This window comes from Nocardia rhamnosiphila NBRC 108938 (assembly GCF_000720425.1).
GTDB classification, from domain to species: Bacteria; Actinomycetota; Actinomycetes; order Mycobacteriales; family Mycobacteriaceae; genus Nocardia; species Nocardia rhamnosiphila.
Genome location: NZ_JOAJ01000009.1, coordinates 187,450 through 211,878, shown reverse-complemented (window position 1 = coordinate 211,878; position 24,429 = coordinate 187,450). Strand labels below are relative to the sequence as shown.

Sequence of the window (24,429 nt, the reverse complement as noted above, 5' to 3'; positions counted from 1 at the left end):
CCTTCTCTTCGAGGGCGCCGGCCCTTTCGGACCGCCGAGCAGAAAGGCTACCCGAGCCTGTATGAAAACTGCAAAACGGCTGGTCGATCAGCGTAAGTGGCTGTCGAACCAGTCGAAAATGCGGGTTCGGGAGTCGACCAGGTCGTCGCCGTCCTCACCGCCCGGGTGGTCGGCGCGGTGGAGCTGACCGGGGTAGGTGACCACGAGGCTGGCGGTGGCTGCGGTGGCGGCGGCATCGCGGAGGGCGTCGACGTCGTCGGCGGATATCTCCGCCTCGGCGCCGAACAGGCCCAGCCACGGGGCCTGTAGGCGTGGTGCGGCCACCACCAGTGCTTCGGCTTGTTCGGTGATGGGTGTGGAGATGCCGGTGGCGCCGACGCTCACCGCGGCGCCGACGGGGCGGTTGGTGGCGACAAGGAAGGTCGCGGTGCCGGCGGTGTCGAAACCGAGCACGCCGATGCAGTCCGGGAAGACACCGCGGTGGGTGAGCCAGTCGAAGCAGGCATCGAAATCCTCGAAGAGTTCGTCGCCGTACACCCCGGACGACGACGCGGTGGCGCGGTGGAACAGGTTCGGTGCGACGACCAGCCACCCCTCGCCCGCGAGGGCGCGCATGAACTCCAGCAACGATCCGGTGAACTCCCGGGCCTCGTGCAACAGGACGATTCCGCCGCGGGCGTAACCGTCCGGTTCGATGACGGTGATGGGCACATGTTCGTCGGCTTTCGGGCTGGTGGCAGCCCCTGTCGGCTCTTGGTCGTGTCCGTTCGCTTCCGGTTCGCCGCGCCGCAGCAGCGCGATATCGTCATAAGTGCCCGACATGTTCCCAGCGTAGGGCGATATCCCGGGACCGGGGAGAATTAGCGGTTGAGCAGCCCGAACGTGGCTCGATCGAGACCGGAACTAAGCTCGTTACGTGACCGCGCACATTCGGCCGGACCTCGATTCCATTCCGGCATACGTTCCCGGCCGCAGCCATCCCGGCGCGGTCAAACTGGCGAGCAACGAGACCACCATCGGTCCGCTGCCCGCCGCGAGCAAAGCTATCGCCGAGGCGGTGGAACTGGCCAACCGTTACCCGGACAACCAGTCCGGCGAACTGCGAGCGGCGCTGGCGCAGTTCCTCGGCGTCGAGCCGGCGAATATCGCGGTCGGCTGCGGGAGTGTGGCGCTGTGCCAGGAGCTGGTCCAGATCACCTGCGCGGACCCGGCCGACGAGGTGCTCTACGCGTGGCGTTCGTTCGAGGCGTATCCGATCATCAGCCAGGTCGGCAACGCGACCGCGGTGACCGTGCCGCTGCGCGATCATGTGCATGATCTGGACGCGCTGGCCGCCGCCGTCACCGAGCGGACCCGGCTGGTGTTCGTATGCAACCCGAACAATCCGACCGGCACCGCCGTGGGCCGGGCGGAACTGGAGCGGTTCCTGGACCGGATGCCCGGCAATGTCCTGATCGCTCTGGACGAGGCGTACTACGAGTACCTGCGGATGACGCCCGGTGATCATCCCGACGGGGTCGAGCTGGCCCGGAACCGGCCGAATGTGGTTGTGCTGCGGACCTTCTCGAAGGCCTACGGGCTGGCGGGGCTCCGGGTCGGGTACGCAGTGGGCGCGCCGGAGGTCATCGCGGCGCTGCTGAAGGTGCACATCCCTTTCAGCGTGAGCCGGGTCGCGCAGGCCGCGGCCATCGCCTCGCTGGAGGCCCGCCACGAACTGCTGGACCGCACCGAGGCGGTGATCGCCGAACGCGACCGGATGCGTACCGCGCTACTGGCGGCGGGCTACCGGGTGCCGGTGAGCGAATCCAATTTCCTGTGGATCACGCTGGACGCCGCGACCACCGAATTCGCGGACGCGAGCGCGGCGGCGGGTGTGCTGATCCGGCCCTTCGCCGGTGAGGGCGTCCGGGTGACCGCGGGTGATCCGCACGAGAACGAGCTGTTCCTGCGTTTCGCGACCGATCCGGAGACCGCGGCCCGCTTCGCCGGCGGCGGTGCTTAACCGGCGGTTCGGTCGAGTCCGAGCCCGCCGGCGATGGTGGGCCAGGAGGTGACCAGTTCGTCTGCCCAGTACGGCCACGAGTGGGTGCCGGTCGGGCGGAAATTGGCCGTGTAGGTGATGCCCAGGGTGTCGAGGCGCTGGGCCAGGCGGCGGGTGCAGAAATCGGTGGCGGCCTCCAGTGGGCCGCCCATCACCACGCTGGTGGGGGTTTCCGGGTTGGCCAGGGTGTCGTGGACACCGGGGCGTCCGCTGCCCACCGACAGGTAGAGCGCTTTGCCACGCAGCGCGGCGGCGTGCAGGGTCACATCGTGGGCGAGCCAGGCCGGATCGTCGGGGGCGCCGAACATGTTCTCCGGATCGCCCTTGTAGGTGGAGACGACCACGCGGGCCTGGGCCTGGCCGAGGTCGGTACCGGTCGAGAAGCATCCGCTGTGCGCGCCGACCGCCGCGTACAGGTCGGGTTTGCGGATGGCGAGCATCATCGCGGCCTCGGCGCCCATGGAGGTGCCGATCACGGCATTGCGGCCGTTCCCAGAGAATTGCGCGTCCAGCAGCGGGGGCAGTTCCTCGGTGAGGAAGGTTTCCCATTTGTTGACGCCGAGCACCGGGTCGGGGCGCTGCCAGTCGGTGTAGAAACTGGCGGGTCCACCGACGGTGAACACCACATTGACCGGTTTGTCGGCGAAGAACCGGGCGGCGTTGCCGCGGTCGAGCCAGTTGTTGCTGTCCGGCTGGGTACTGCGGCCGTCGAGCATGTAGACGGTGGGGCGCGGGGTGCTCCGGTCGGTGGGCAGCAGCACCAGCACCTGCACTGTGCGGTGCATGGCCGGTGAATCGACGAATACCCGCATCAGCCGGTCGTTCACCGGTTCGGTGCCGATGATCGCGGCATGCGGCGCCGGGACCGGTTCGGCTTTCTCCACCGGGCCGGGGTCCTCGGCGGAACCGGTATCGGGCCGCGCGGGCGCGGTGTGCAGCGGTTCGGGGACGGCCGCCGCGGCGCCGGGCAGGACCGCACCGGACAGGGCGAAAGCGCCCGACACCACGGTGGCCAGACCGACACGCAACTTCATGGCGCCCATCCTGCCAGACCGCCGGGTCCGGACCGCGAATCTGAAACCACCAGTGATAAACCCCTGACCAGGGTTTTCTATGGCGTTGTCGCTGAGTAACTCTCGATCGGCCGTAATCGACTCGCGGGATGGGCGCATATGTGACGGTGGCGTATCTCACGGCCGCCCGGCCGGTGGTCCGTGACCGGTGAAGCCGCCGGAATTCGCGGAGTAACCTCCCTTCCGGAGCCGGACCGGATGGAGAGGAACTTCGTGACGGGCGCGCGGATGGTGGGGCTTTTCGCCGGGATCGGAGGACTCGAACTCGGGCTGTCGGCGCACGGATGGCATTCGACGTTGCTCTGTGAAATCGACCCGGGCGCACGGGCGGTGCTTTCGAGCCGCTTTCCCGACGCCGAACTGCATACCGATATCACCCGTTTGCGTGCGCTGCCGCCGGATACCGAACTGGTCGCCGCGGGTTTCCCGTGCCAGGACCTGTCCCAGGCGGGCCGCACCGCGGGTATCACCGGAACCCGATCGAGTCTGGTCGACCATGTGTTCCGGCTGGTCCGGCGCAAACGCGGGCCGCGCTGGCTGCTCATCGAGAACGTGCCGTTCATGCTGCAGCTCGGGCGCGGGGCGGCCATGCGTCATATCACCACGGCCCTGGACGAACTCGGCTACACCTGGGCCTACCGGGTGGTGGACGCGCGGGCGTTCGGTCTGCCGCAGCGGCGCAATCGGGTGATCATGCTCGCCTCGCGTACCGAGGATCCGCGCACGGTGCTGTTCGCCGACGACGCCGGCCCGCGGCTGCTGGGTTCCCCGGAACACGACCCGTGCGGTTTCTACTGGACCGAGGGTGTGCGTGGCCTGGGCTGGGTGGTCAACGCCGTCCCGACCTTGAAGGGCGGGTCGGGTCTGGGTATCGCCAGCCCGCCGGCGGTGCGGCTGCCATCCGGGGAGATCGTCACGCCGGGGATCACCGACGGCGAGCGGTTACAGGGCTTCGCGCCCGGCTGGACCGAACCGGCGCTGGACGCGCCGGGATTCCGGCCGGGGCAGCGCTGGAAACTGGTGGGCAATGCGGTGAGTGTGCGGATGGCGTCCTGGGTCGGCTCCCGGTTGCGTACTCCGGCGGAGCCGATTCCGGGACATATCCCGCTGCCGCCGGGCAGTCCGTGGCCGGGCGCGGCATGGGGGCGGGCCGGGTCGGCGTTCGAGGTGCCGATCTCACCGTGGCCCGTGCACGATCCCTACGAGGACCTGCGCTTCTTCCTCACCGATACACAGTTGCTGTCGGCGCGGGCCACCGCCGGTTTCCTGCGCCGCACCGGGATGGGGTCGCTGCGTTTCCCGGCCGGATTCCTCGACGATGTGCAGGCCCATCTGGATCGGATGGGAGGCTGGGCGGCATGACCGGCGACCCGTCCGGCGCCGGCTCGTGGCGCCCGCCGACCGACGCGGCGACCAGTGCGCGGATGTCGCGGCAGCGGCGCGCGCACACCGCCCCCGAACTGGCTCTGCGCCGCGAACTGCACCGGCGGGGCCTGCGCTATTTCGTGGACCGCGCGCCGATCCGGGGACAGCGGCGCCGCGCGGACGTGGTGTTCCCGCGCCGGCGGATCGCGGTCTATGTGGACGGCTGTTTCTGGCACCGCTGTCCCGACCACGCCACCGACCCGAAGAACAATGCCGCCTGGTGGGCGGCGAAACTGGCCGGCAATGTCGCGCGGGATCGGGCCACCGACACGGCATTGCGCGAGGCGGGCTGGCAGGTCGTCCGGATCTGGGAACACGAGGATCCGGTGCGGGCCGCCGACCGGGTACAGGCCGCCCTGGGCGCCGATCCGCCGGGCCCGGAAACCGCTGGGACAGAGACGTAGCCCGGAAGTAGTGTCGTCAGGCGTGCCCAGCGATTTCATCGAACTGCTCACCGCGCGGACGCAGGCGGTCACCGACGCCACCCGTGCGCTGCTCGCCACCGTCGACACTCTGGACGACGCAGCGGTCGCCGCCCCCTCCGCGCTCCCGGGCTGGTCCCGCGGCCATGTCCTGACCCACCTGTCCCGCAATGCCGACAGTCTGGTCAACCTGCTGCTCTGGGCGCACACCGGGGTGGAGACGCCGCAGTACGCCAGTGCGGCGCTACGGGACTCCGATATCGAGGCGGGTGCGCCGCGCCCGCTCGCCGAACAACGGGCCGATCTGGTGGAGTCGGCCGATCGGCTGACCGGGATGGCCGGGGTGCTCTCCGCCGAACAGTGGCGGGTGGAGGTCCGGACCAGGCAGGGCACCCCGATCGAGGCGACCCGGATCCCGTGGATGCGGTGGCAGGAGGTGCTGATCCACCACCTGGATCTGGACGCCGGCTATACCCATACGCACTGGCCGGCCGATTTCGTGGCCGAACTGCTCGCCGAGGCCGCCGTCGACCTGGGCGGGCGTGCGGGGGTGCGGCCCTTCGCCGTCGATGCGACCGATACGGGTTTCACGGCGATCATCGGGGCGGGGGAACCGGAGCAGGTCGTGGCGGGGCCGGCGTCGGCGCTACTGGCCTGGCTGCTGGGCCGTGGTGCGGACGGTGCGCTACCGCGGCCGCTGCCGGACCTGCCCGCCTGGCGCTGAATGCACCCGTCCGCCCGGCGCTGAATGCACCCGTCTGCCCGGCGCCGAGTGGACTGGTCCGCCCGGCGCGGAGGGAGTCTGCCCGCCCGGCGCGGAGCGGACTTGTCCGCCCGGCATGGACAGCGCGCTGCCGGAACTGCCCGGCGCTGCCCACTTGGCGCGCCGCTTGGCGCTGTGCTCCTGACGCTGTCCACTCAGCGCTGTCCGCCCGGCCCGCGCCGGATGCGCATCCGGCACTGCGCGGAACTGCTCGCCTGGAGCCCGGCGGCGAGTGACCCGGAAACGAAAACGGCCGGCGTCCTTTGTGGACGCCGGCCGTTTCGCCGAGATACCGGTGGGTCAGACTCCGGCGGGTTCCGATTCGGCCGCGGGGGTCTTGGCGCGCTGCTGGAGCTCGCGAAGCTTCGTCCCCTCGACGTCGATATCCGGCAGGATCCGGTCCAGCCAGGCCGGCATCCACCAGGCCCATTTGCCCAGCAGCGCCAGCAGCGACGGGATCAGCACCATCCGCACCAGGAAGGCGTCGAAGAACACACCCGCCGCCAGGGCGAAGCCCATGGACTTGGAGGTGATGTCCGGCGAGAGCATGAAGCCGCCGAATACCGAGATCATGATGATCGCGGCCGCGGTGACCACGCGGGCCCCGTGGTGGTAGCCGCTGACCATCGCCTCCTTCGGATCCTTGCCGTGCACGTACTCCTCGCGCATCCGGGTCACCAGGAAGACCTGGTAGTCCATCGCCAGACCGAACACCAGGCCGATCAGCACGATGGGCAGGAAGCTGATGATCGGATGGGTGTCCTTGACGATGCCGAAGGCGCCCTCCTGGAAGATCAGCACCGTGACACCGAAGGTCGCCGCCATCGACAGCAGGAAGCCCAGCGCGGCGGTGAGCGGTACCAGGATGGACCGGAACACCAGCAACAGCAGCACGAACGCGGCCGCAGCGACGATGGCCAGGTACGGGATGATGCTGGTCAGCAGCACACTGTTGACGTCGGCGTAGATGGCGGTCTGGCCGGTGACGCCGTACTCCATGCCGTATCGATCCTGTAGCGCGGCCTCGGCGTCGCGGGCGTGCGCCACCAGGTCCTGGGTCTCGGCACTGTTCGGGCCGGAATCGGGCACCACCTGGAACAGCGCGGCCTGCCCGTCCTGGCTGGGCTGCGCGACGCTCAGGTAGTCCACGCCGTCGTAGCTCGCCAGCTCGTCCCGCAGTGCGGTCAGCGCGGCGTCGCGCTGATCCTGCGGGGTCTCGGAGAGGTCGACCGCCACCACGAGCGCGCCGTTCTTGCCCTCGCCGAAGCCCTCGGTCTGCAATTCGTAGGCCTTACGCACCGAGGAGTCCTCGGGCATGCTGTCGCCGCCGGGCAGGCCCAGGTTCAGCTGGGTGGCCGGGGCCGCGAGCGCACCCAGCACGATCGCGCTCACCACCAGGGTCAGCACCGGTACCCGGGCGATCAGGCGGGCGAAGCGCATCCCGTTGGTGACCGAATCGTCGTCCTCGGGATCGTGCCGGGCGACCAGCGGCAGTTTCGGCTTGAACAGGAAACGGCCGAGGGCGCCGAGCAGTGCGGGCATCAGGGTGATGGCGGCGAAGACCGCGAACCCGGCGGCGATGGCCCCGCCGATACCCATCATGGTGAGGAAGCCGATCCCGACCACCGAGAGCCCGAGCAGCGCGATCACCACGGTGAGTCCGGCGAACACCACGGCCGAACCGGCGGTGCCGACCGCGACACCCGCGGCTTCCTCGGGCGAATCCTGGACCACCAGCTCGTGTTTGTACCGGGAGACGATGAACAGCGCGTAGTCGATGGACAGCGCCAGGCCGATCATCGAGGCCAGGATGGGGGTGAATGTCGGCACCTCGGTCAATGAGGTGCCGGTCAGGATGAGGGCGCCCGCGCAGGCGACACCGACGATGCCGGTGACGATCGGGACGAACGCCGCCACGATGGCGCCGAAGGCGATGATCATGACGATCAGCGCGACCCCGATACCGATCATTTCGGCCTGGCCGGATTCGGCCTGGGTCTGGGCGATGGCGCCGGTGAGTTCCACGGTCAGGCCGGCGTTGCGGCCCTCCTGGGCGATGGCCTCGGCGGCCTGCCGGTTCTCCTCGGTGATATCGGAGAAGGTCGGCATCGTGAATTTCACGTCGAGCACGGCGACGGTTTCGGGGTTGCTCTCGTTGAGCACGTTCAGCGGCGCGCCGCCGCACAGGCCCTTGAACTCCGGTGAGCCCTGACCGTCGAGGCAGTTCGGCTCCGGCAGCGGCGGGGCCTCACCGGGCGCGAGTTCGGCCGCGGCCTGCGCCTGGGCCTTGGCGGCTTCCTGGCTGGCGGGCATCATCGAGGTGGCCAGGACCGGGTTGACGGCCTGCTCGGTGTGATCGACGATGTCGAGTTCGTTCAGCCGCTGGACCAGGGCGTCGAGCGCGGCCATATTCGGCTCGTCGGTGAGTTTGCCGTTCTGGGCCGCGATCACATAGGTGCCGTTGATGGCATCGATGCTGAACATCGCCGCCATCTGCGGCATATGTTCCTCGAGGATGCCGGTGGCCTTCTCCGACGGTAGTCCCGGCATCTCGAAGCTGTCCTGGAACGGTTTGGACAGCGAGGCTGCCGCCCCACCGAGCAGTACCAGGATCAGCGCCCAGACAGGCAGCACTATCCATTTCCGGCGGAAAGCGAACTTTCCCCATCTGTACAGGAATACGGACACGAGGGATTTCTCCTAGCGAGGCCGGGACGGTGTGGTCATTGCGCGTGACGAACTGACGGCCGACGTCGCTATCGCGGACCGGGGCTGCGCGGGCCGGACGCTTTCGCGTGCCCGGAGCCGATGGATCCGCCTACACGGTGGACGCCAGATGTATCTACCGTACGGTAGGTAGGCTACCGGGAGGTTAAGTGGAGGAACAAGCTCGACTTCCGGTGCCGACCGGACCTGTCACCGGGAGAACGAGAAGGGGCCGAGCATGGCGAATCGCAGAACTGGCGACCACGTTACCGCAGGTCGAGATACCAAGCGGGCCATCCTGGACGCCGCCGTGCGGCTGTTCGTGGCCAAAGGTTATGAAGAGACGAGCCTGCGCGAAGTGGCGGATGCGGTCGGAATCACAAAGCCGTCGCTCTACTATCACTATGCCTCGAAACTGGAACTGCTCGTGGCGATAGTCAACCCCCTCCTCGACGATCTGCGCGCACTCGCCGAGGAAGTCGAGCAGATGCCGTCGGACGCCGCGGCCCGCCGGACCGCTCTACAGTCCTATATCCGGACCATGATCCGGCACCGCGACGCAGGCGAGATGATGCTGCGCAATGCCGTGCCGATCGTCAACGCGCTGGCCGACCAGTATCCGGTGATCGTGGACGCCAACAAAGCGCTACGGAACTGGCTCGCCGGGCCCGAGCCCACCGCGGTCCGGCTGCTCCGGGCAAGCGCCGCCATGGAAATTCTGGCCGTTGCGCTTGTTTCGAACGAGATCGCACAGGACGCGGGAGATGATGTGGTGGAGGCGACGCTGCTGGATGCGGCGCTCGCGGTTCTGCAACTCGGCGCCGACTAGGTTTGTCGCGTCATCGTGCCCCGGCACAGCGAAAGGTCAGGTCAGTCGTGCACATCACCGCCAAGGTGGATCATGCCGTGCGGACCCTGCTCGAGATCACGGCATCCGATCAGGCTGCCGCGGTGAAGGCGGAGTCCATCGCGGCAGCTCAGCGCATACCACCCAAAGTGCTCGAGAGTGTCCTGGCCGAGCTGCGCCGGGCCGGACTGGTGACCAGCCGGCGCGGCCCGGACGGCGGTTACCGGCTGGCCCGCCCGCCCGCCGATATCTCCATCGCCGATGTCATCCGTGCTCTCGAGGGCCCGCTCGCCTCGGTACGTGGCCTGCGGCCCGAAGAAGTGCAGTACGCGGGTGTGGCCGAACCGCTGCAGCAGGTATGGATCGCGTTGCGGGTGAATTTGCGCGCGGTGCTGGAGAACGTGAACCTGGCCGATATCGCCGCGAACGGTCTGCCGGAATTCATCGGGACGCTCACCGCCGACCCGGGCGCCTGGGTGCGCCGCGCACCGCACCGCACCGACCCGCCGAAAATCACAGGCAGCCCCACCGGGGCAGACGGTAGCGTGCGGTCATCATGTTGATCCGACTGCTCCGTGGTTTCCTGGGCCCGTACCGGAAACAGTTGACCGGGATCGTGGTACTGCAGCTGATCTCGGTAATCGCGATGCTGTACCTGCCGAGTCTGAACGCCGACCTCATCGACGAGGGCGTCACCAAGGGCGATATCGGCTACATCTGGACGGCCGGGCTGCGGATGCTGCTGGTCTCCGGTGTGCAGATCATCGCCTCCGCGTCCTCGGTATTCCTGGCCGCGCAGGCGGCGATGAGCGCGGGCCGCGATTTGCGCGGCGCCCTGCTGCACCGGGTGGGTGCCTTCTCGGCGCGTGAGGTCGGGATGTACGGCGCGCCCTCGCTGATCACCCGCAACACCAATGATGTGCAGCAGGTCCAGCTACTCATCGTCATGGCCGCGACCGTGGCCGTGATGGCGCCCATCATGTGTATCGGCGGCATCGTGATGGCGCTGCGCGAAGATTTCGGGTTGTCCTGGCTGCTGTTGATCGCGGTGCCGGCGTTGGCACTGAGTATGGGTTTCATCATCGCCCGCATGGTGCCCGCGTTCCGGCAGATGCAGACCCGCCTCGACCAGGTCAACCGGGTGCTGCGCGAGCAGATCACCGGGATCCGCGTGGTCCGCGCCTTCGTCCGCGAGCCGCTCGAGACGTGGCGGTTCGGAGTGGCCAATACCGACCTCACCGATATCTCGGTGCGGGTGGGCCGGTTGATGGCGCTCATGTTCCCGACGGTCATGCTGATCAGCAATGTCACGTCGGTGGCGGTGATCTGGTTCGGTGGTAAGGCCATCGATACGGGCGAGATGCAGATCGGCTCGCTGACCGCGCTGCTCTCCTACATCATGCAGATCCTGATGGCCGTCATGATGGCATCATTCCTGGCCATGATGGCCCCGCGCGCGGCGGTCTCGGCCGACCGGATCTCCGAGGTCCTCGATACCCCGTCGTCGGTGCGTTCACCGGACCTGCCGAAGCCGTTCCTGGGTGATCCCGCCGAGGTGCGGGTGCGGGATGCCGCATTCAGCTTCCCCGGTGCCGAGAAGCCCGTGCTCTGCGGGATCGATTTCGCGGTGCGTCCCGGGGAGACCGCGGCGATCGTCGGTTCCACCGGGTCCGGTAAGACCACCCTGCTGAATTTGATCCCCCGCCTCATCGATGTCACCGAGGGCACGGTGGAGATCGGCGGCACCGATGTGCGCGACCTCGACCTGGCCGAATTGCGGTCGCGCATCGGACTGGTTCCGCAGAAGGCGTACCTGTTCTCGGGCACGGTCGCGAGCAACCTGCGCTACGGCGATCCGGATGCCACCGACGAGGAACTGTGGCGCTGCCTGGAGATCGCCCAGGCCGCCGACTTCGTGCGGGCCATGCCCCAGGGCCTGGAGACCCCGGTCGCGCAGGGCGGGACCACGGTATCGGGCGGGCAGCGGCAGCGGCTGGCCATCGCCCGGGCGCTGGTGCGCCGGCCCCGGGTGTATCTGTTCGACGATTCGTTCTCCGCGCTCGACGTGGCCACCGACGCGCGGCTGCGCGCGGCCCTGCGCCCGGCGACCGCGGACGCCGCGGTGATCATCGTGGCCCAGCGGATCGCCACCATTCGCGACGCCGACCGGATCGTCGTACTCGAGGACGGTGAGATGGCGGGGGTCGGTACCCACGAGGAACTGCTGCGTGATTGCGCGGAGTACCGCGAGATCGTCGAATCCCAGCTGAGTGTGGAGGAAGCACGATGAGGCCGGGGAATCCGGGGGCGCCGGACGCCAAACCGAAATCCTTCAAACCTTCGCTGAAACGGCTGGTGCGGCGGCTCGCGCCGGAGCGGATGCGGGTGGGTGTGATCATCGGGCTGGGCATCGTCTCGGTGGTGCTGAACATCGCCGGGCCGTACCTGCTCGGCAAGGCCACCAACCTGATCTTCGACGGAGTCGTGGGCCGGCAGCTGCCCGCGGGAGTGAGCAAAGAGGAGGCGATCGCCGGACTGCGCGCCCAGGGGCAGGACACCATGGCCGACATGCTGTCGGGGATGGATGTCGTACCCGGTGTCGGCATCGACTTCGATGCGGTCGGGCGGGTGCTGACGCTCGTGCTCGCGCTCTACCTGGGCGCCGCGGTGTTCGGCTGGTTGCAGGCCTTCCTGCTCAACGATGCGATCAACCGCGTGATCAAACGGCTGCGCTCCGATGTCGAGGACAAGATCCACCGGCTGCCGCTGAGTTACTTCGACTCCTCACCCCGCGGCGATGTGCTCAGCCGGGTCACCAACGACGTGGACAATGTCTCGCAGAGCCTGCAGCAGACCATGAGCCAGCTGCTCATCTCGGTACTCACGGTGATCGGCATCCTCGGCATGATGTTCTGGATCTCGTGGCTGCTGGCACTGGTCGCCCTGCTGACGGTGCCCGCGGTGGTGGTGGTGACCGCCCAGATCGCCAAACGGTCCAAACCGCATTTCGTGGACCAGTGGAAGTACACCGGGCTCGTCAACGCCCAGGTGGAAGAGGCCTACACCGGGCACGAGGTGATCACCGCGTTCGGTCGCAGCAAGCAGGTGGGCGCCGAGTTCGACGAGCGCAACGACCATCTCTACACATCCAGTTTCCGAGCGCAGTTCATCTCCGGTCTGATCATGCCGTCCTCGATGTTCCTCGGAAATATCAACTACGTGCTGATCGCGCTGATCGGCGGGCTGCGGGTCGCCTCGGGTCAGCTGTCGCTGGGCGAGGTGCAGGCGTTCATCCAGTACTCGCGCCAGTTCAGCCAGCCGCTCACCCAGATCGGCGCCATGGCCAACCTGCTGCAATCGGGAGTGGCCTCGGCGGAGCGGATCTTCGAGATACTCGACGCCCCGGAACAGAGCCCCGACCCGGCCGAGAAGGTCACCCGCCCGCCCGAACGCGGCCGGGTGGAATTCGACGACGTCTCCTTCCGCTACGAACCGGAGACGCCGATTATCGAGCACCTCTCGCTGGTCGCCGAACCGGGACATGTGGTCGCGATCGTCGGGCCCACCGGTGCGGGCAAGACCACGCTGGTCAACCTGCTGCTGCGGTTCTACGAACTGGACTCCGGTGTGATCACCGTCGACGGGGTCGATATCACCGCGTTGAGCCGGGAACAGTTGCGCTCGCGGATCGGGATGGTGCTGCAGGACACCTGGCTGTTCAAGGGCACCATCCGGGAGAACATCGCCTACGGCGATCCCACCGCGAGCGACGACGATATCCTCGCCGCCGCCCGCGCGGCCTACGTGGACCGTTTCGTGCACGCCCTGCCGGACGGCTACGACACCGTGATCGACGAGGAGGGCACCGGGGTCAGCGCGGGTGAGAAACAGCTCATCACCATCGCGCGGGCCTTCCTGTCCAAACCGGCCATCCTGGTGCTGGACGAGGCCACGAGTTCGGTCGACACACGGACCGAACTGCTGGTGCAGCAGGCCACCGCGGAACTGCGGCGCGACCGGACCAGCTTCGTGATCGCACACCGCCTGTCCACCATCCGCGACGCGGACCTGATCGTGGTGATGGAGGCGGGCCGGATCGTGGAGACCGGGTCGCACGACGATCTGCTGGCGCGGCAGGGGGCGTACTACCGGCTCTACAGCGCCCAGTTCGCGGCGGCCGCGGTCGAGGCCTGAGCGGTGGCCTGAGAGGATGACCGCCGTGTCGGATGGCGTCGGATTCTCGTTCAGTGTCGGTACCCGCCTCGAGGGGCGGCACGGCCGCACCGGGGTGCTGCGGACCCCGCACGGAACCGTCGCGACCCCCGCCTTCATCCCGGTGGGCACCAAGGCGACCGTGAAGGCGGTCCTGCCGGAGGCGATGAAGGAACTCGGGGCGCAGGCGCTGCTGGCCAACGCCTACCACCTGTACCTGCAGCCCGGACCCGATATCGTCGACGAGGCCGGCGGCCTGGCGGCCTTCATGAACTGGCCGGGCCCCACCTTCACCGACAGCGGCGGCTTCCAGGTGATGTCGCTGGGGGTGGGATTCAAGAAGGTCCTGGCCATGGAAACCGTCGATGTGCGCAGCGACGACGTCATCGCCAAGGGCAAGGAACGCCTGGCGACCGTGGATGACGACGGGGTGACCTTCCGGTCGCACCTGAACGGGTCGAAGCATCGCTTCACCCCCGAGTTCTCGATGGGGATCCAGCATCGGCTGGGCGCGGACATCATGTTCGCCTTCGACGAGCTCACCACATTGATGAACACCCGCGGGTACCAGGAGAAATCGGTGCGGCGCACGCACGACTGGGCACAGCGGTGCATCGATGAGCACGAGCGGCTCACCGCCGAGCGCGCACACCGGCCCTATCAGGCGCTTTTCGCGGTGGTACAGGGTGCGCAGTACGAGGACCTGCGGCGCAAGGCTTCCCGGGAACTGGCCGAGATCCGCGGTGCCGCGGGAAGCGGTTTCGACGGATACGGGATCGGCGGGGCACTGGAGAAGCACAATCTCGGCACCATCGTCGGCTGGTGCTGCGACGAACTACCGGAGGACAAGCCCCGCCATATGCTGGGGATCAGCGAACCGGAGGATATGTTCGCCGCGATCGAGGCCGGCGCGGACACCTTCGACTGCGTGAATCCGTCCCGGGTGGGCCGCAACGGCGGAATCTATGTGGAGGCCGGCCGGTTCAATATCGACACCCTCCGCTTCAAACGGGATTTCACGCCTATCGACGAGACCTGCGACTGCTACACCTGCGCGAACTACACCCGCGCCTATATACACCACCTGTTCAAGGCCAAGGAGATGCTGGCCTCCACTCTGTGCACGATCCACAACGAGCGCTTCACCATCCGCCTCGTGGACCGTATCCGGGCCAGTATCGACGGGGGTTACTTCGACGAGTACCGCGCCGAAGCACTCGGCCGCTGGCAGGGCCGGATCACCGCACCGTAATTTCGGCGTCGCCTCCGGCGCTGCGGGTGTGCCGCATCCGGGCGGTGGTCGCCGACTGCGGACCGGAGTGTGTTGTGCCCGGCGCGGTGGCCGGGCACAACAGGTCCGGGTCAGGAGCGCAGCGGGGCGGCGTCGCTCGGGGCGTAGGTCGGTTCGTGTTTCTTCAGCAGCGCGATCACCTGGTAGGTCACCGGCAGGACCAGCACCTCGCAGAGCGTTTTCCACAGGAACCCGATGATCACATAGTTGACGAACTGTCCCCAGCTGTCGATACCGATGGCCGTGGCGGCGATCGAGCAGAAGATCAGCGTATCGGCGAGTTCGCCGACCACCGTCGAGCCGATCAGCCGCGCCCACAGATATTTCTCCCGGGTCCGTTCCTTGATCAGTACCAACGTCGCGGAGTTGAGTAGCTGACCGACCACATAACCGGCCAGACCGGCCGCCACCAATTGCGGTGTGCTGCCGATGACGCTGCGGAAGGCCTCCTGGTTCTCGTAGAACACCGCGGCGGGCAGCCGGATCGCGACGGCGAAGCAGATAACAGTCAGCAGCAGTGCGGCGAAACCATAGAAGACAGCGTGCCGGGTGGCACGGAATCCGTAGACCTCGCTGAGCACGTCACCGACGATGTAGGCGAGGGGGAACAGGAAGAACGCGGCATCGGTGGTGATCGGCAGGATTTCCAGTGGTCCGAGGGTCAGCGAACTGCCGGCGAAGAATTGCACCCCCTTGGTCGCGCAGATATTGGAGACGATGAGTGTTGCGGTGAACAGTACGACGATCGGTGTGTAGTACCCCCGCGCCACCTGTGCGTGGGCCGCATGTGCGGGCGCGGGGTGTCCAGACTTGCCGGGTAAGGGGGTTTTGTTCGAATCTTCCACCCGACTATCCAATCAAACTCTCGAATAGGCTGTAGTCATGACGAACCCCGGTGAATCCGACGAGTGGTGGAAGCAGTACGGGGGGTCGGGCGTCTCGTCGGACCCCGCTGCCGGGCAGCATCCGTCCGAACCTTCCAGTTATCCGTCGGCACCGCAGTACCCCTCCACCCCGGCCGCGGCCCCCGCACCGCCGCCCGGACAACCGTCGTACGCGACCCCGCCGCCCGCGGCCCCCTACCCCGGGACGCCGCCCTACTCGCCCTACGGTGCGCCGGGGGCGGGATATCCGGCGGGCTACCAGCCCTACGGTTATCCGGCCAATCGCGGTACGAACGGCCTGGCCATCGCTTCACTGGTCACCTCGCTGGCCGGTTTCGCGACCTGCGGCGCCACCTCGATCGTCGGGATCATCCTCGGCGTCATCTCGCTCAACCAGATCCGCGACAGCGGCCAGGAGGGCCGTGGGATGGCGCTCGCCGGTATCTGGATCGGGGTGGGCCTGATCGCCCTCGGACTCATCTGGTTCGTGGTGATGATCGTCGCGAGCGCCGCGGGGGCCTGACCCGCCGGGTGCTCAGGCCGCGATGACCTGGGTACCGCCCGCGAGTTTGTCGTTCCAGCCCTGCCGGTTCGGGTTCTTGTCGAGCGTGGCGGCCGTGTAGAGCATGAGCGCGGCCCCGGCCACCCAGCCGACACAGGGCACGATCAGCACCGCCAGGAAGATATTGCGTTTCAGCGAGAGCAGCGGCGGGACGGTGGGTGCCCCGTCCGGCGCCACGACTTTGAGGCCCAGGATTTTCTTACCCAGGGTGGCGCCGGTCTTCCACTCCATGAGCACGTAGTACACCAGCGTGACCGCGAAGATGATCGCGTAGCTGACCGCCGGCCCGGTGAGACCGGTCAGGTTGGGCATGAGGACGAAGTTGAGCAGCAGGGCCAGCGGGAGCGCGATGATGAGATTGTCGATCAGGCGGGCCGCGAATCGCGGCCACAGGTTGCCGGGGACGCCGAACGCGGGCTGATAGTGCCCGTACTGCTGTCCGCCGTACTGTGCTTCCGGAAACACCGTCTGCTGGTAGCGGGGAGCAGGCTGGGCCGGAGGGGCGGGCGGAGCGGGTGGGGCCTGCTGCCCGTAGGGCTGTGGCTGTCCGGCCGGCGGGTTGTAGTGCGGCGGCTGGGGAGCGTACGGGTCCGGCTGTGGCGCATATCGGCCCGGCGGAGGAGCGTACTGCCCGGGCTGCGGGTACTGCGGGGGCTGCCCGTACGGCTGCCCGGCCTGGGGGTGGTTGCTGGGGTCGTACCCGCCACTGGTCATCTCGCCTGCCTGAACTCGAAATCCGAAGACCTGGTCGCAGGCCAGGTTACGGACAGCGGCCCGCGACCACCAAGCTGTCGGGGTCGAGCACCCAGGGGTCGCGAGGGAGCCGGGCCGGGTCGAATCCGGGGAGCAGTTCGGCCGCGCGGTGGCCCGCCAGGCCGAGCGAGGCGGCGAGCCTGCCCACCACCCGGTCGACGGTTTCGCCGCGCGCGAGCCGATCGGCCAGTGTGACCGCACCGTCGCGTTTGGCCAGCCGCTTGCCCTCGGTGTTGAGCACCAGCGGAACATGCGCGTACTCGGGTACCGGGAGTCCGAGCAGGGTGGCGAGATAGGCCTGCCGGGGTGTGGACGGAAGCAGATCGTCACCGCGTACCACCTGATCGACCCCCCACTCGGCATCGTCGACCACGACTGTCAGGTTGTAGGCGGGTATGCCGTCGCCGCGGCGCAGCACCAGATCGTCGACCGGGCCCCGGTACCGGCCGTGCAGGCGATCGACGATCTCGAATTCCGTACGGGCCGAACGCAGCCGCAACGCGGCGGGCCGACCGGCCGCGCGACGCTGCGCGCGTTCGGCAGGGGAGAGGTCACGGCAGGTGCCGGGGTAGGCGCCCAGCGGTCCGTGCGGCGCGGTGACGGCCTGCTGGATTTCCTTTCGGGTACAGAAGCATTCGTAGGTCAGTCCGGCGGAGGTGAGACGGTCTACGGCCGCGGCGTAGTGATCGAGGCGGTCGGACTGGTGGGCCACCGGTCCGTCCCAATCGAGTCCGATGGCCCGCAGGTCGGCGAGCTGGCGTTCCTCGGCACCGGGCCGCACTCGGTCCAGATCGTCCACACGCAGCACGAACCGGCGGCCGGTGCCGCGGGCGAAGAGCCAGGCCAGCAGGGCGGTGCGCAGGTTGCCCAGGTGCAGATCCCCCGAGGGGCTGGGCGCGTACCGCCCCGCGGGTGCGGCGGACGTGGTGGACGGCATCCGGGTCATGGTATGTCTCGGCGCAGCCGGGGCATCAGCCCGGACGGGTCGATATCCGGTGGCGCGGGGCGTTCGTGTCCGGCGGCGACGTCGTTGTTTCCCGGGGTTGCGGCCAGGTCGGTCAGCAGGGCTTCGGCGTGCGCGAGGAGGCCCGGTCCGTCGAGGTCGTAGGGGAGTTTTCCCGGAGGGTACCCGGCGGCGGCCGGATCGAAGGCCCGGAGCCGCCCGACAGCGCGTTCCAGCAGCGTACGTGCGCCTTTCGGGTTCCCGCGCTGGATATGGGTGAGGCCGACCGCGTACTGCGCGAGACCCTGCCACAGCATGCGTTCGGCATCCGGGCCGTTCTTCCAGACCGACTCCAGTACTTCGTGCGCATTGAACGCCAGCCCCTGATCCAGCAGCTGTTGGGCGTAGTCGAGGGCTGCGGCGGGTGCGAGGTCCAGGTCGTCGGGTATCCGCGGTACGCCGGGACTTCCCGGCGGCAGCGGGCGCCCCAGTCGGTCCCGGGGCCTGGCGTTGGTGGCGCGCCCCTGTTCGTCTCGATCGCGTTCGGGCATGCCGCCATCATCCCGCCGCGGCGCGGCCGCCGGAGCGGTAGGGGTATTGACAAATGATAATCAGACCATCACATAACAATCACTTTTGGCTATTAGTGGACCCGCCCCGGCTTTTTTGAAGCAAAGTCATCCTTATAAGTCCGCAATTACGCAGCAATACGGCATCTTAGCAGTGTTGCCAAACGCATTGGCGCAGTTCACAAGAGAGCGGCAAATCCGGTGTGAACCTGCTAGTGTTCGAAGGGCGGGCCGCCCTCACGTGGGGTTTTGGTCACCGCGTCAGATGTGTTCGCGGAAGTGCGAGTCCGATCCTGGCATACCGGATATTTGCTCGCTATCTGCGCGTGCATCCGTGTATTCGGTGGTATCCACCGGATACCAGCTAGTCAGGAACTATGCAGGTATCGAATATCATTATCGACGCAGCGAAGGAGTGCAGTGCCGTGAAGGTGGATATGACGGGTGCTGTGTGGCGGAAGAGTACATACAGCGGCCCGGACGGGAACTGCGTGGAGGTGGCATTTCTCGTAGACGGCAACGTGGCGGTCCGTGATACGAAGGATCACGGCAGTGGGCCGGTGCTGGCCTTCGCGCCGGGCGAGTGGGCCGAATTCCTGTCCGGAGTATCGGCAGCGGACTTCCGCGGGGCCTGACGGTTTTCCTGATATCAGGCAAGGTGGCCCCGGACCCGTTGGGTCCGGGGCCTTTGCGTGCGCGCACCGCGGATGGGTCACATCCGGCGGCATCCATTAGGGTCGGCCGGTGATCCCGCTGGCGCCCCCGGACGCGACCATGTACTGGCTCTCCCGGCGTACTCGCAACGACCAGTTCCTCCTCTACTGTTTCGCCGAATCCGCCTGGGAGAACAGCCGACTGCGTGATGCGGTCGTCCAGCGGTGCGCCGCGATCCCCGAGTTGCGGGTCAGGCTGCGCCCGGACCCCACCGGACTGTCCTACCCGGTGTGGGTTCCCGCCGACCCCGAACCGGACCAGTTCGTAACGCACCGGCTCGAACGGCCGCACTGGCCCGACCTGCTCGCGGTTCTGGGACGGCTACTGGGCACCGGAGTCGATGCCGCCCGGCATCCATGGCGACTGCACATCTTCCGCGGTATCCGGGAGAGTCCGGCGCCCGATCCGGCGGTGACCGTGGTGGTGCTGCAGATCTCGCACGCACTGGTCGACGGCCGCGGCGCGTCCCGAATCGCCAGGGCCCTGTTCACCGACGACCCCGGCACCGCGGCCACACCGGGTACACGCCCGCTATCGCGTGCCCGGATGGCGGTGCGCGCGGGGCGCGGGGCGCTGGCCCTGCCACCGGGTATCGCGCGGACCTTCCGGCGCGGCCTCGCCGCCGGCCGGGCCCGGACCGAACTCGCGGAACTCACCGCGGCCGGACGGGTGCCACCGGCCGCGCCGGGGTACCCGCCGGAAGCCCTCAACGTGCCGGGCGAGGTCACCGGCCATTCGGTGCGAATGCTGGTTTGCCGGGCGGCGGATTTCCGGATGCCCGGCCGCAGCGTCACCGTGGTGGGCTTGACGGCCATCTCGCTCGCGCTCCAGCGGTATCTGCGCGAGCGCGGTGCGGAGGCCGCAGCCCTGGGCGCCCAGGTACCGATGGCGATACCGCCCCGGCCCGGGGTCCACAACAATTACCGCAGCCTCGGCGTCGATCTGGCGATCGGCGAGGACGACCCGGCGCGGCGTGCCGCGGCGATCAACGCGGAGCTGGCGGCCCGGCGGGAACGGGCCGTCCATCCACTGCTCGACGCGCAGGACGCGGTGACCGCGGTTCTCCCGCCGCTGCTACTGCGGCGCGACGTACGGAACTACCCGATCGATCTCGTGCCGGAGCGGATCACCGGTCATACCGTCGTCTCCAGCGTCGACCGCGGCCCGGCCGACCTGCGCTTCGGTGCGGCCCCGGTCCGATTCACCGGCGGCTTTCCCGCGCTGGGCGCGGTGATGCATCTCACGCACGGCATCCACGGGATGGGCGACACCGTCTCCTTGTCCCTGCACGCCGACCCGGCGGTCGTTCCGGACCTCGACGACTATGTCGAACACCTGCGGACGGCATTGCACGCCGTGCGTGGCGCCGGTTGAGTGGGGGCGACTGCGCGTCGACCGCTCAGTTCGGTTCGATCTCCAGCTCTTCGCGGGTGGCGCCGATGAGTTCGCGTTCGGCCGCCCGGACCTCGCCGAGCAACTGGTTCTTGTGGTCGCGCGCGGCGCGGATCTCCTCGGCCGGGGCGTCCTGCAGTTTCTTGCGCTGGAGCGTGAGCGCGGCCAGCAGCCCGTCGGAGAGGGTATCGGCCAGCCGGCGCCACTGCTTGTAGTGCTGGTCCGAGCCGACCAGGCGCAGTACGTTCGCTCGCTCCGAACCGTCCTCCAGATCGTGGATCAGATCGCCGATGAGCTCGTCGGTCCACTCCTCGTCGCGCCGCAGCGCCTGGCAGATCCGGCCGGACATGCTCAGCGTATCGGCTATCGCGGTGACCACGGTGCCGCGGCGCCAGTTCTCACCGGCCTGCCCGAGCGCCACCGCGTGCGCGGACTCGACCTGGTGATGGGCGGCGTCGAGTTGCAGCCGGGTCGTGTCCACCTGGCGTTTGGCACTGTCGTTCTGTTGCTGGGCGGCGGCGGCCAGGGTGCGCTGAGCGCGCTCGTCGGCGGCGGCGATCGCATCCCGGTTCGTCCGGTTGTTGACCAGTACCGCGATCACCGCCACGCCGCCGAGGACGAGCGAACCGAGCAGTGGCAGCCACGACTGCCACCAAGCCGGGGAACTCTGAACGACTTCGATCACCTGGGGATCCACGGCGCCCATCATGGCACCGTCGGCGCGAGCGGGCGCGACGGCCGTCACAATTGGGTGATCAGCGCGGCAAACTACTGGATATCTTGCTGGATAACGGGATTCGTGCTATGAGACCGGTCGGTGTGCCGGGGTCCGAACCGGGTATGAGCGGGCGTTTTCACGATGCGCCGGGGTGGCAGGTATGCTGCTCGGCGGAGGATTCGCCTAGTGGCCTATGGCGCTCGCCTGGAACGCGGGTTGGGTTAACAGCCCTCGCGGGTTCGAATCCCGCATCCTCCGCCACCGAATCCGCCGGTAGCGATCCCGCTACCGGCGGATTCGTTCTATTTGCGCAGTTCGTCGAGGACTTTGCCGACCTGGTCCCGGCATATCCGGTCCACCGTCGACCGATCCACCACGCCGTCGTGGGTGATGTACATGTTCACCTTGACCGAGACATTGCTGTCCTTGGCCGCGACCGTGTAGTCCAGGGTCTGGAAGGACGAGTAGTCGTTGATCTGGGACGAGTAGTAGGCGTCCTCGCCCAGTCCGGTCACCGCGCCGGAGGAGTAATCCGTGCCGGTGGTGGCGGTATCGGATTTCTTCCAGTCGTCGTAGCCGTACGAGCCGTATTCGCTGTCGAACGTGACGTCGAGGCCGAGGCGGGCACTGTTGGAGTCGGTGCCCTCATTGCTGACCTGGCAATTCAGCGATCCGCCCCCATAACTGGCCGGAGCGTCCTCCTGATGGGTGGTCTCGTCGCGGTTGGCGGCCCACTGGTCCAGGACGGAGGCGTCGATGAGGTCACAGGCGTTGGTGACGTTCTCCATGCCGTAGTCGCCGTCCGCCCCCTCGGACCCCGAGTCGGAGTTCACCAGCGCGATTCCCCCGATCCCGCAGATCAACAGGATCACGAACAGCACCGCTCCGACCACGATCAGGGCCGTGTTGTTCTTCGACCGCGAACGAGCGGCCGCGGCGGCACCGTATCCGGTGGGGCTTCCGAAACCGGACGGCCCGGACTGCCACGCGGGGCCGGGGGATGGATACTGTGGCTGCCCGCCGGAGTACTGTTGCTCGCTCGGATACTGCTGTTGCCCGCTCGGGAACTGCTGCTGACCGCTCGGAGCCTGCTGTCCGCCGGGGTACTGCTGTTGCTGTCCGCTCGAGTACGGCTGCCCACTCGAGTACGGCTGCTGACCGCTCGGATGCTGCTGCTGACCGCTCGAGTACGGCGGCGCCGCCGCGTGCGGGTTCTGATCGCCGGGGAATTGCGCGGCGGCGTTCGGGTTCACCATCGTCGGATCCGCGCCCGGGGTGCTGCCCGGCCCCGACTCGCCCGCCCCGGGTGTCTCCCACCACTTCGTCTGTTCCGCGCGCTCGTGCTCCGGCGGATTCTCCTTGGTCATCCTCGCCATCCCCTCGTGTGGTGAGGGAATATCCCCCTCCGACTCAGAAGAATGGTAGCGAGCACGGGGCCTGCTCGTACCCGGCCCGGTGTGAGCGGTATCGGCCCCCTGCGGCGCGCGGCGGAGGTAGCCGCTACACTGGCCGACGGATCCCGCGCGGCGCGCATCCTGTGAACTCCCCCAGGGCCGGAAGGCAGCAAGGGTCAACGGGCTCTGCCGGGTGCGCGGGGTCCCCTTATTCAGGCGGAGCTTTTACTCGAGACTTACCTCAGCGCTCGCCTTCTGCCTTCTTCTGCTCCGGATGTCGATCTCTGTGGTCGAGGTCGGGTAAATCGAACACAGCGCGCAGACTCCGAACCCCTCCCGGCGGTGACGGGTGCCCGGGTAACGTGGCTCGGGGCGGCCGGATCCAGCGGTCGTCCGTAAGCGAGCACTCACCAGGTGGAAAGGCTGTCCACGATGCCCCGGCAAACGCAGATCGGTTTGATGAGTCCCGAGGAACTCACCGCCGAGCACGAACTCCAGTCCGCGAACTACGCGACGCTGCAGGCTGCTCAGCTCACCCTCGATCTGACCCGGGGAAAGCCCTCGCCGGAACAACTCGCCCTGTCCTCGGCGCTGCTGTCGCTGCCCGGCGACGGTGACTTCCGCGACGGCACCGGTACCGACTGCCGCAACTACGGTGGGCTGCACGGACTTCCGGAACTGCGGGCCATCTTCGGCGAACTGCTCGGTATCGGCGTCGACAATCTGATCGCGGGCAACAACGCCAGCCTGGAGTTGATGCACGACACCATCGTCTTCGCGACCCTGTTCGGGCTACCCGATTCGCCGCGGCGGTGGGCCGACGAGCCCACCGTCAAATTCCTGTGCCCCAGCCCGGGTTACGACCGGCATTTCGCGATCACCGAATCGCTGGGTTTCGAGATGATCACCGTGCCGATGCGGCACAACGGTCCCGACACCCGGGTCGTCGCCGAGCTGCTGGCCGACGATCCGCAGATCAAGGGCATGTGGGCGGTGCCGAACTATTCGAACCCGACCGGTGTCGTCTTCTCCGAAGACGTGGTGCGCGAACTGGTTTCGATGCCCGCCGCGGCCCCCGATTTCCGGCTGTTCTGGGACAACGCCTACGCGGTGCACCCACTCACCGATACCGCGGCGCCGGTGTTGGATGTCCTGTCGCTGGCCGCGGCGGCCGGTAATCCGCACCGGCCACTGGTTTTCGCCTCGACCTCCAAGATCACCTTCGCCGGCTCCGGGGTCAGCTTCTTCGGCGCCTCGACCGAGAACTTGAACTGGTACCTGAGCCATGCCGGTAAGAAGAGCATCGGCCCGGACAAGGTCAATCAGCTACGCCATCTGCGGTTCTTCACCGACGCCGCCGGCGTGCGGGCACATATGCAGAAGCATCGCGCGATCCTGGAGCCGAAGTTCGCGCTCGTCCTGCGGATTCTCGAGGAGCGGCTGGGCGCGTCGAAGGTCGCGTCCTGGACCGAACCGAAGGGCGGATACTTCATCAGCCTCGATGTACTCGAGGGCACCGCGGCGCGGGTGATCGAACTGGCGAAGAACGCCGGAATCGCGCTGACCGCGGCCGGTTCGGCCTTCCCGTACAAGAAGGACGTCGAGGACAAGAACATCCGGATCGCCCCCAGTTTCCCGGCGCTGCCAGAGCTGGAGCAGGCCATGGACGGCCTGGCGACCTGCGTGCTGCTGGCAGCGACCGAGAAACTGCTGAAGTAGG

General features: G+C 67.9%; 22 protein-coding genes, 1 tRNA gene and 1 other RNA gene. 15 read left to right on the top strand and 9 right to left on the bottom strand.

Going from position 1 to position 24,429, the window contains the following annotated elements:
• Positions 1–87: 87 nt before the first annotated feature.
• Entirely contained in the window at positions 88–822 is a 735-nt protein-coding gene (locus IG75_RS0127720) for a dienelactone hydrolase family protein (protein WP_030524285.1), read from the bottom strand.
• Between the two features lie 94 nt (positions 823–916).
• On the opposite strand from IG75_RS0127720, the gene hisC reads away from it, so the two are divergent.
• On the top strand, positions 917–2,002 hold the full coding sequence (hisC, locus tag IG75_RS0127715; protein WP_030524284.1) for a histidinol-phosphate transaminase: 1,086 nt from the start codon (positions 917–919) through the stop codon (positions 2,000–2,002).
• On the opposite strand, the gene IG75_RS0127710 is transcribed toward hisC, so the two are convergent.
• Complete coding sequence (locus IG75_RS0127710; RefSeq protein ID WP_030524283.1) at positions 1,999–3,075, bottom strand: alpha/beta hydrolase; 1,077 nt, start codon at positions 3,073–3,075, stop codon at positions 1,999–2,001. The two genes, hisC and IG75_RS0127710, sit on opposite strands and share 4 nt — an antisense overlap.
• 267 nt (positions 3,076–3,342) lie before the next feature.
• Between IG75_RS0127710 and IG75_RS0127705 the strand changes: the two genes are divergently transcribed.
• From IG75_RS0127705 to IG75_RS0127695, 3 genes are read left to right on the top strand one after another with little or no spacing between them, the layout of a single operon-like run.
• Positions 3,343–4,476, top strand: coding sequence for a DNA cytosine methyltransferase (locus IG75_RS0127705; RefSeq protein ID WP_030524282.1), 1,134 nt, complete (start codon positions 3,343–3,345; stop codon positions 4,474–4,476).
• Positions 4,473–4,943 (top strand): very short patch repair endonuclease, encoded by a 471-nt coding sequence (locus tag IG75_RS0127700; RefSeq protein WP_051714966.1) that lies wholly within the window; start codon positions 4,473–4,475, stop codon positions 4,941–4,943. Before IG75_RS0127705 ends, IG75_RS0127700 begins: the two co-directional genes overlap by 4 nt.
• 22 nt (positions 4,944–4,965) lie before the next feature.
• Complete coding sequence (locus IG75_RS0127695; RefSeq protein WP_156059192.1) at positions 4,966–5,685, top strand: maleylpyruvate isomerase family mycothiol-dependent enzyme; 720 nt, start codon at positions 4,966–4,968, stop codon at positions 5,683–5,685.
• A 339-nt stretch (positions 5,686–6,024) separates the two neighbouring features.
• Here IG75_RS0127695 and IG75_RS0127690 read toward each other — a convergent pair whose 3' ends face one another.
• Positions 6,025–8,412: an MMPL family transporter gene (locus IG75_RS0127690; RefSeq protein ID WP_030524279.1), complete on the bottom strand. Its 2,388-nt coding sequence runs from the start codon at positions 8,410–8,412 to the stop codon at positions 6,025–6,027.
• A gap of 256 nt (positions 8,413–8,668) precedes the next feature.
• Here IG75_RS0127690 and IG75_RS0127685 point away from each other — a divergent pair, with 256 nt between their 5' ends.
• The 5 genes from IG75_RS0127685 to tgt are packed head-to-tail and all read left to right on the top strand — an operon-like array spanning position 8,669 to position 14,741.
• Positions 8,669–9,259, top strand: coding sequence for a TetR/AcrR family transcriptional regulator (locus IG75_RS0127685; protein ID WP_030524278.1), 591 nt, complete (start codon positions 8,669–8,671; stop codon positions 9,257–9,259).
• A gap of 47 nt (positions 9,260–9,306) precedes the next feature.
• On the top strand, positions 9,307–9,840 hold the full coding sequence (locus IG75_RS0127680) for an RrF2 family transcriptional regulator (protein WP_051714965.1): 534 nt from the start codon (positions 9,307–9,309) through the stop codon (positions 9,838–9,840).
• Positions 9,834–11,567: an ABC transporter ATP-binding protein gene (locus tag IG75_RS0127675; RefSeq protein WP_030524276.1), complete on the top strand. Its 1,734-nt coding sequence runs from the start codon at positions 9,834–9,836 to the stop codon at positions 11,565–11,567. The genes IG75_RS0127680 and IG75_RS0127675 overlap by 7 nt, the downstream gene beginning before the upstream one ends.
• Entirely contained in the window at positions 11,564–13,471 is a 1,908-nt protein-coding gene (locus IG75_RS0127670; RefSeq protein WP_030524275.1) for an ABC transporter ATP-binding protein, read from the top strand. The genes IG75_RS0127675 and IG75_RS0127670 overlap by 4 nt, the downstream gene beginning before the upstream one ends.
• Positions 13,472–13,487: 16 nt before the next feature.
• Entirely contained in the window at positions 13,488–14,741 is a 1,254-nt protein-coding gene (gene tgt, locus IG75_RS0127665; RefSeq protein WP_030524274.1) for a tRNA guanosine(34) transglycosylase Tgt, read from the top strand.
• A gap of 110 nt (positions 14,742–14,851) precedes the next feature.
• On the opposite strand, the gene IG75_RS0127660 is transcribed toward tgt, so the two are convergent.
• Positions 14,852–15,625, bottom strand: a complete 774-nt coding sequence (locus IG75_RS0127660; protein ID WP_030524273.1) for a queuosine precursor transporter — start codon at positions 15,623–15,625, stop codon at positions 14,852–14,854.
• A 37-nt stretch (positions 15,626–15,662) separates the two neighbouring features.
• Between IG75_RS0127660 and IG75_RS0127655 the strand changes: the two genes are divergently transcribed.
• Positions 15,663–16,187, top strand: coding sequence for a DUF4190 domain-containing protein (locus tag IG75_RS0127655; protein ID WP_030524272.1), 525 nt, complete (start codon positions 15,663–15,665; stop codon positions 16,185–16,187).
• A 12-nt stretch (positions 16,188–16,199) separates the two neighbouring features.
• Here the strand turns inward: IG75_RS0127655 and IG75_RS0127650 are convergent, their stop codons facing one another.
• Genes IG75_RS0127650 through IG75_RS0127640 form a run of 3 tightly spaced genes read right to left on the bottom strand, consistent with a single transcriptional unit; the run spans position 16,200 to position 18,473 of the window.
• Complete coding sequence (locus tag IG75_RS0127650) at positions 16,200–16,940, bottom strand: RDD family protein (RefSeq protein WP_030524271.1); 741 nt, start codon at positions 16,938–16,940, stop codon at positions 16,200–16,202.
• Between the two features lie 46 nt (positions 16,941–16,986).
• The gene (gene gluQRS, locus IG75_RS0127645; protein ID WP_030524270.1) at positions 16,987–17,925 is read right to left on the bottom strand and encodes a tRNA glutamyl-Q(34) synthetase GluQRS; all 939 of its coding nucleotides are present in this window, start codon (positions 17,923–17,925) and stop codon (positions 16,987–16,989) included.
• Complete coding sequence (locus IG75_RS0127640) at positions 17,922–18,473, bottom strand: DUF309 domain-containing protein (protein WP_051714962.1); 552 nt, start codon at positions 18,471–18,473, stop codon at positions 17,922–17,924. Before IG75_RS0127640 ends, gluQRS begins: the two co-directional genes overlap by 4 nt.
• A 395-nt stretch (positions 18,474–18,868) precedes the next feature.
• Between IG75_RS0127640 and IG75_RS0127635 the strand changes: the two genes are divergently transcribed.
• Entirely contained in the window at positions 18,869–19,126 is a 258-nt protein-coding gene (locus tag IG75_RS0127635; protein ID WP_308212313.1) for a DUF397 domain-containing protein, read from the top strand.
• Between the two features lie 109 nt (positions 19,127–19,235).
• Entirely contained in the window at positions 19,236–20,579 is a 1,344-nt protein-coding gene (locus tag IG75_RS0127630; RefSeq protein ID WP_051714961.1) for a wax ester/triacylglycerol synthase domain-containing protein, read from the top strand.
• Between the two features lie 25 nt (positions 20,580–20,604).
• Here IG75_RS0127630 and IG75_RS0127625 read toward each other — a convergent pair whose 3' ends face one another.
• Positions 20,605–21,342 carry a hypothetical protein gene (locus IG75_RS0127625; protein ID WP_063045324.1) on the bottom strand — a complete coding sequence of 246 codons (738 nt, stop codon included), beginning with the start codon at positions 21,340–21,342 and terminating at the stop codon, positions 20,605–20,607.
• 145 nt (positions 21,343–21,487) lie between these two features.
• Between IG75_RS0127625 and IG75_RS0127620 the strand changes: the two genes are divergently transcribed.
• Positions 21,488–21,576: transfer RNA gene (locus tag IG75_RS0127620), tRNA-Ser, on the top strand.
• Between the two features lie 41 nt (positions 21,577–21,617).
• Here IG75_RS0127620 and IG75_RS0127615 read toward each other — a convergent pair.
• Positions 21,618–22,682 carry a hypothetical protein gene (locus IG75_RS0127615; RefSeq protein WP_156059190.1) on the bottom strand — a complete coding sequence of 355 codons (1,065 nt, stop codon included), beginning with the start codon at positions 22,680–22,682 and terminating at the stop codon, positions 21,618–21,620.
• Between the two features lie 144 nt (positions 22,683–22,826).
• Between IG75_RS0127615 and ffs the strand changes: the two genes are divergently transcribed.
• Together ffs and IG75_RS0127610 are read left to right on the top strand one after the other, a co-directional pair.
• Positions 22,827–22,921: signal recognition particle sRNA small type (ffs, locus tag IG75_RS37900), an RNA gene on the top strand.
• Between the two features lie 220 nt (positions 22,922–23,141).
• Positions 23,142–24,428, top strand: coding sequence for an aspartate aminotransferase type Ic (locus IG75_RS0127610; protein WP_030524264.1), 1,287 nt, complete (start codon positions 23,142–23,144; stop codon positions 24,426–24,428).
• Position 24,429 lies beyond the last annotated feature (1 nt).

What these genes read in the sequence shown, in the direction of transcription:
- IG75_RS0127720 (WP_030524285.1), bottom strand. Translation starts at nt 822, where the DNA reads ATGTCGGGCACTTATGACGATATCGCGCTGCTGCGGCGCGGCGAACCG.
- IG75_RS0127710 (WP_030524283.1), bottom strand. Translation starts at nt 3,075, where the DNA reads ATGAAGTTGCGTGTCGGTCTGGCCACCGTGGTGTCGGGCGCTTTCGCC.
- IG75_RS0127705 (WP_030524282.1), top strand. Translation starts at nt 3,343, where the DNA reads ATGGTGGGGCTTTTCGCCGGGATCGGAGGACTCGAACTCGGGCTGTCG.
- IG75_RS0127700 (WP_051714966.1), top strand. Translation starts at nt 4,473, where the DNA reads ATGACCGGCGACCCGTCCGGCGCCGGCTCGTGGCGCCCGCCGACCGAC.
- IG75_RS0127685 (WP_030524278.1), top strand. Translation starts at nt 8,669, where the DNA reads ATGGCGAATCGCAGAACTGGCGACCACGTTACCGCAGGTCGAGATACC.
- IG75_RS0127675 (WP_030524276.1), top strand. Translation starts at nt 9,834, where the DNA reads ATGTTGATCCGACTGCTCCGTGGTTTCCTGGGCCCGTACCGGAAACAG.
- IG75_RS0127670 (WP_030524275.1), top strand. Translation starts at nt 11,564, where the DNA reads ATGAGGCCGGGGAATCCGGGGGCGCCGGACGCCAAACCGAAATCCTTC.
- tgt (WP_030524274.1), top strand. Translation starts at nt 13,488, where the DNA reads ATGACCGCCGTGTCGGATGGCGTCGGATTCTCGTTCAGTGTCGGTACC.
- IG75_RS0127655 (WP_030524272.1), top strand. Translation starts at nt 15,663, where the DNA reads ATGACGAACCCCGGTGAATCCGACGAGTGGTGGAAGCAGTACGGGGGG.
- IG75_RS0127650 (WP_030524271.1), bottom strand. Translation starts at nt 16,940, where the DNA reads ATGACCAGTGGCGGGTACGACCCCAGCAACCACCCCCAGGCCGGGCAG.
- gluQRS (WP_030524270.1), bottom strand. Translation starts at nt 17,925, where the DNA reads ATGACCCGGATGCCGTCCACCACGTCCGCCGCACCCGCGGGGCGGTAC.
- IG75_RS0127640 (WP_051714962.1), bottom strand. Translation starts at nt 18,473, where the DNA reads ATGCCCGAACGCGATCGAGACGAACAGGGGCGCGCCACCAACGCCAGG.
- IG75_RS0127635 (WP_308212313.1), top strand. Translation starts at nt 18,869, where the DNA reads ATGCAGGTATCGAATATCATTATCGACGCAGCGAAGGAGTGCAGTGCC.
- IG75_RS0127615 (WP_156059190.1), bottom strand. Translation starts at nt 22,682, where the DNA reads ATGACCAAGGAGAATCCGCCGGAGCACGAGCGCGCGGAACAGACGAAG.
- IG75_RS0127610 (WP_030524264.1), top strand. Translation starts at nt 23,142, where the DNA reads ATGCCCCGGCAAACGCAGATCGGTTTGATGAGTCCCGAGGAACTCACC.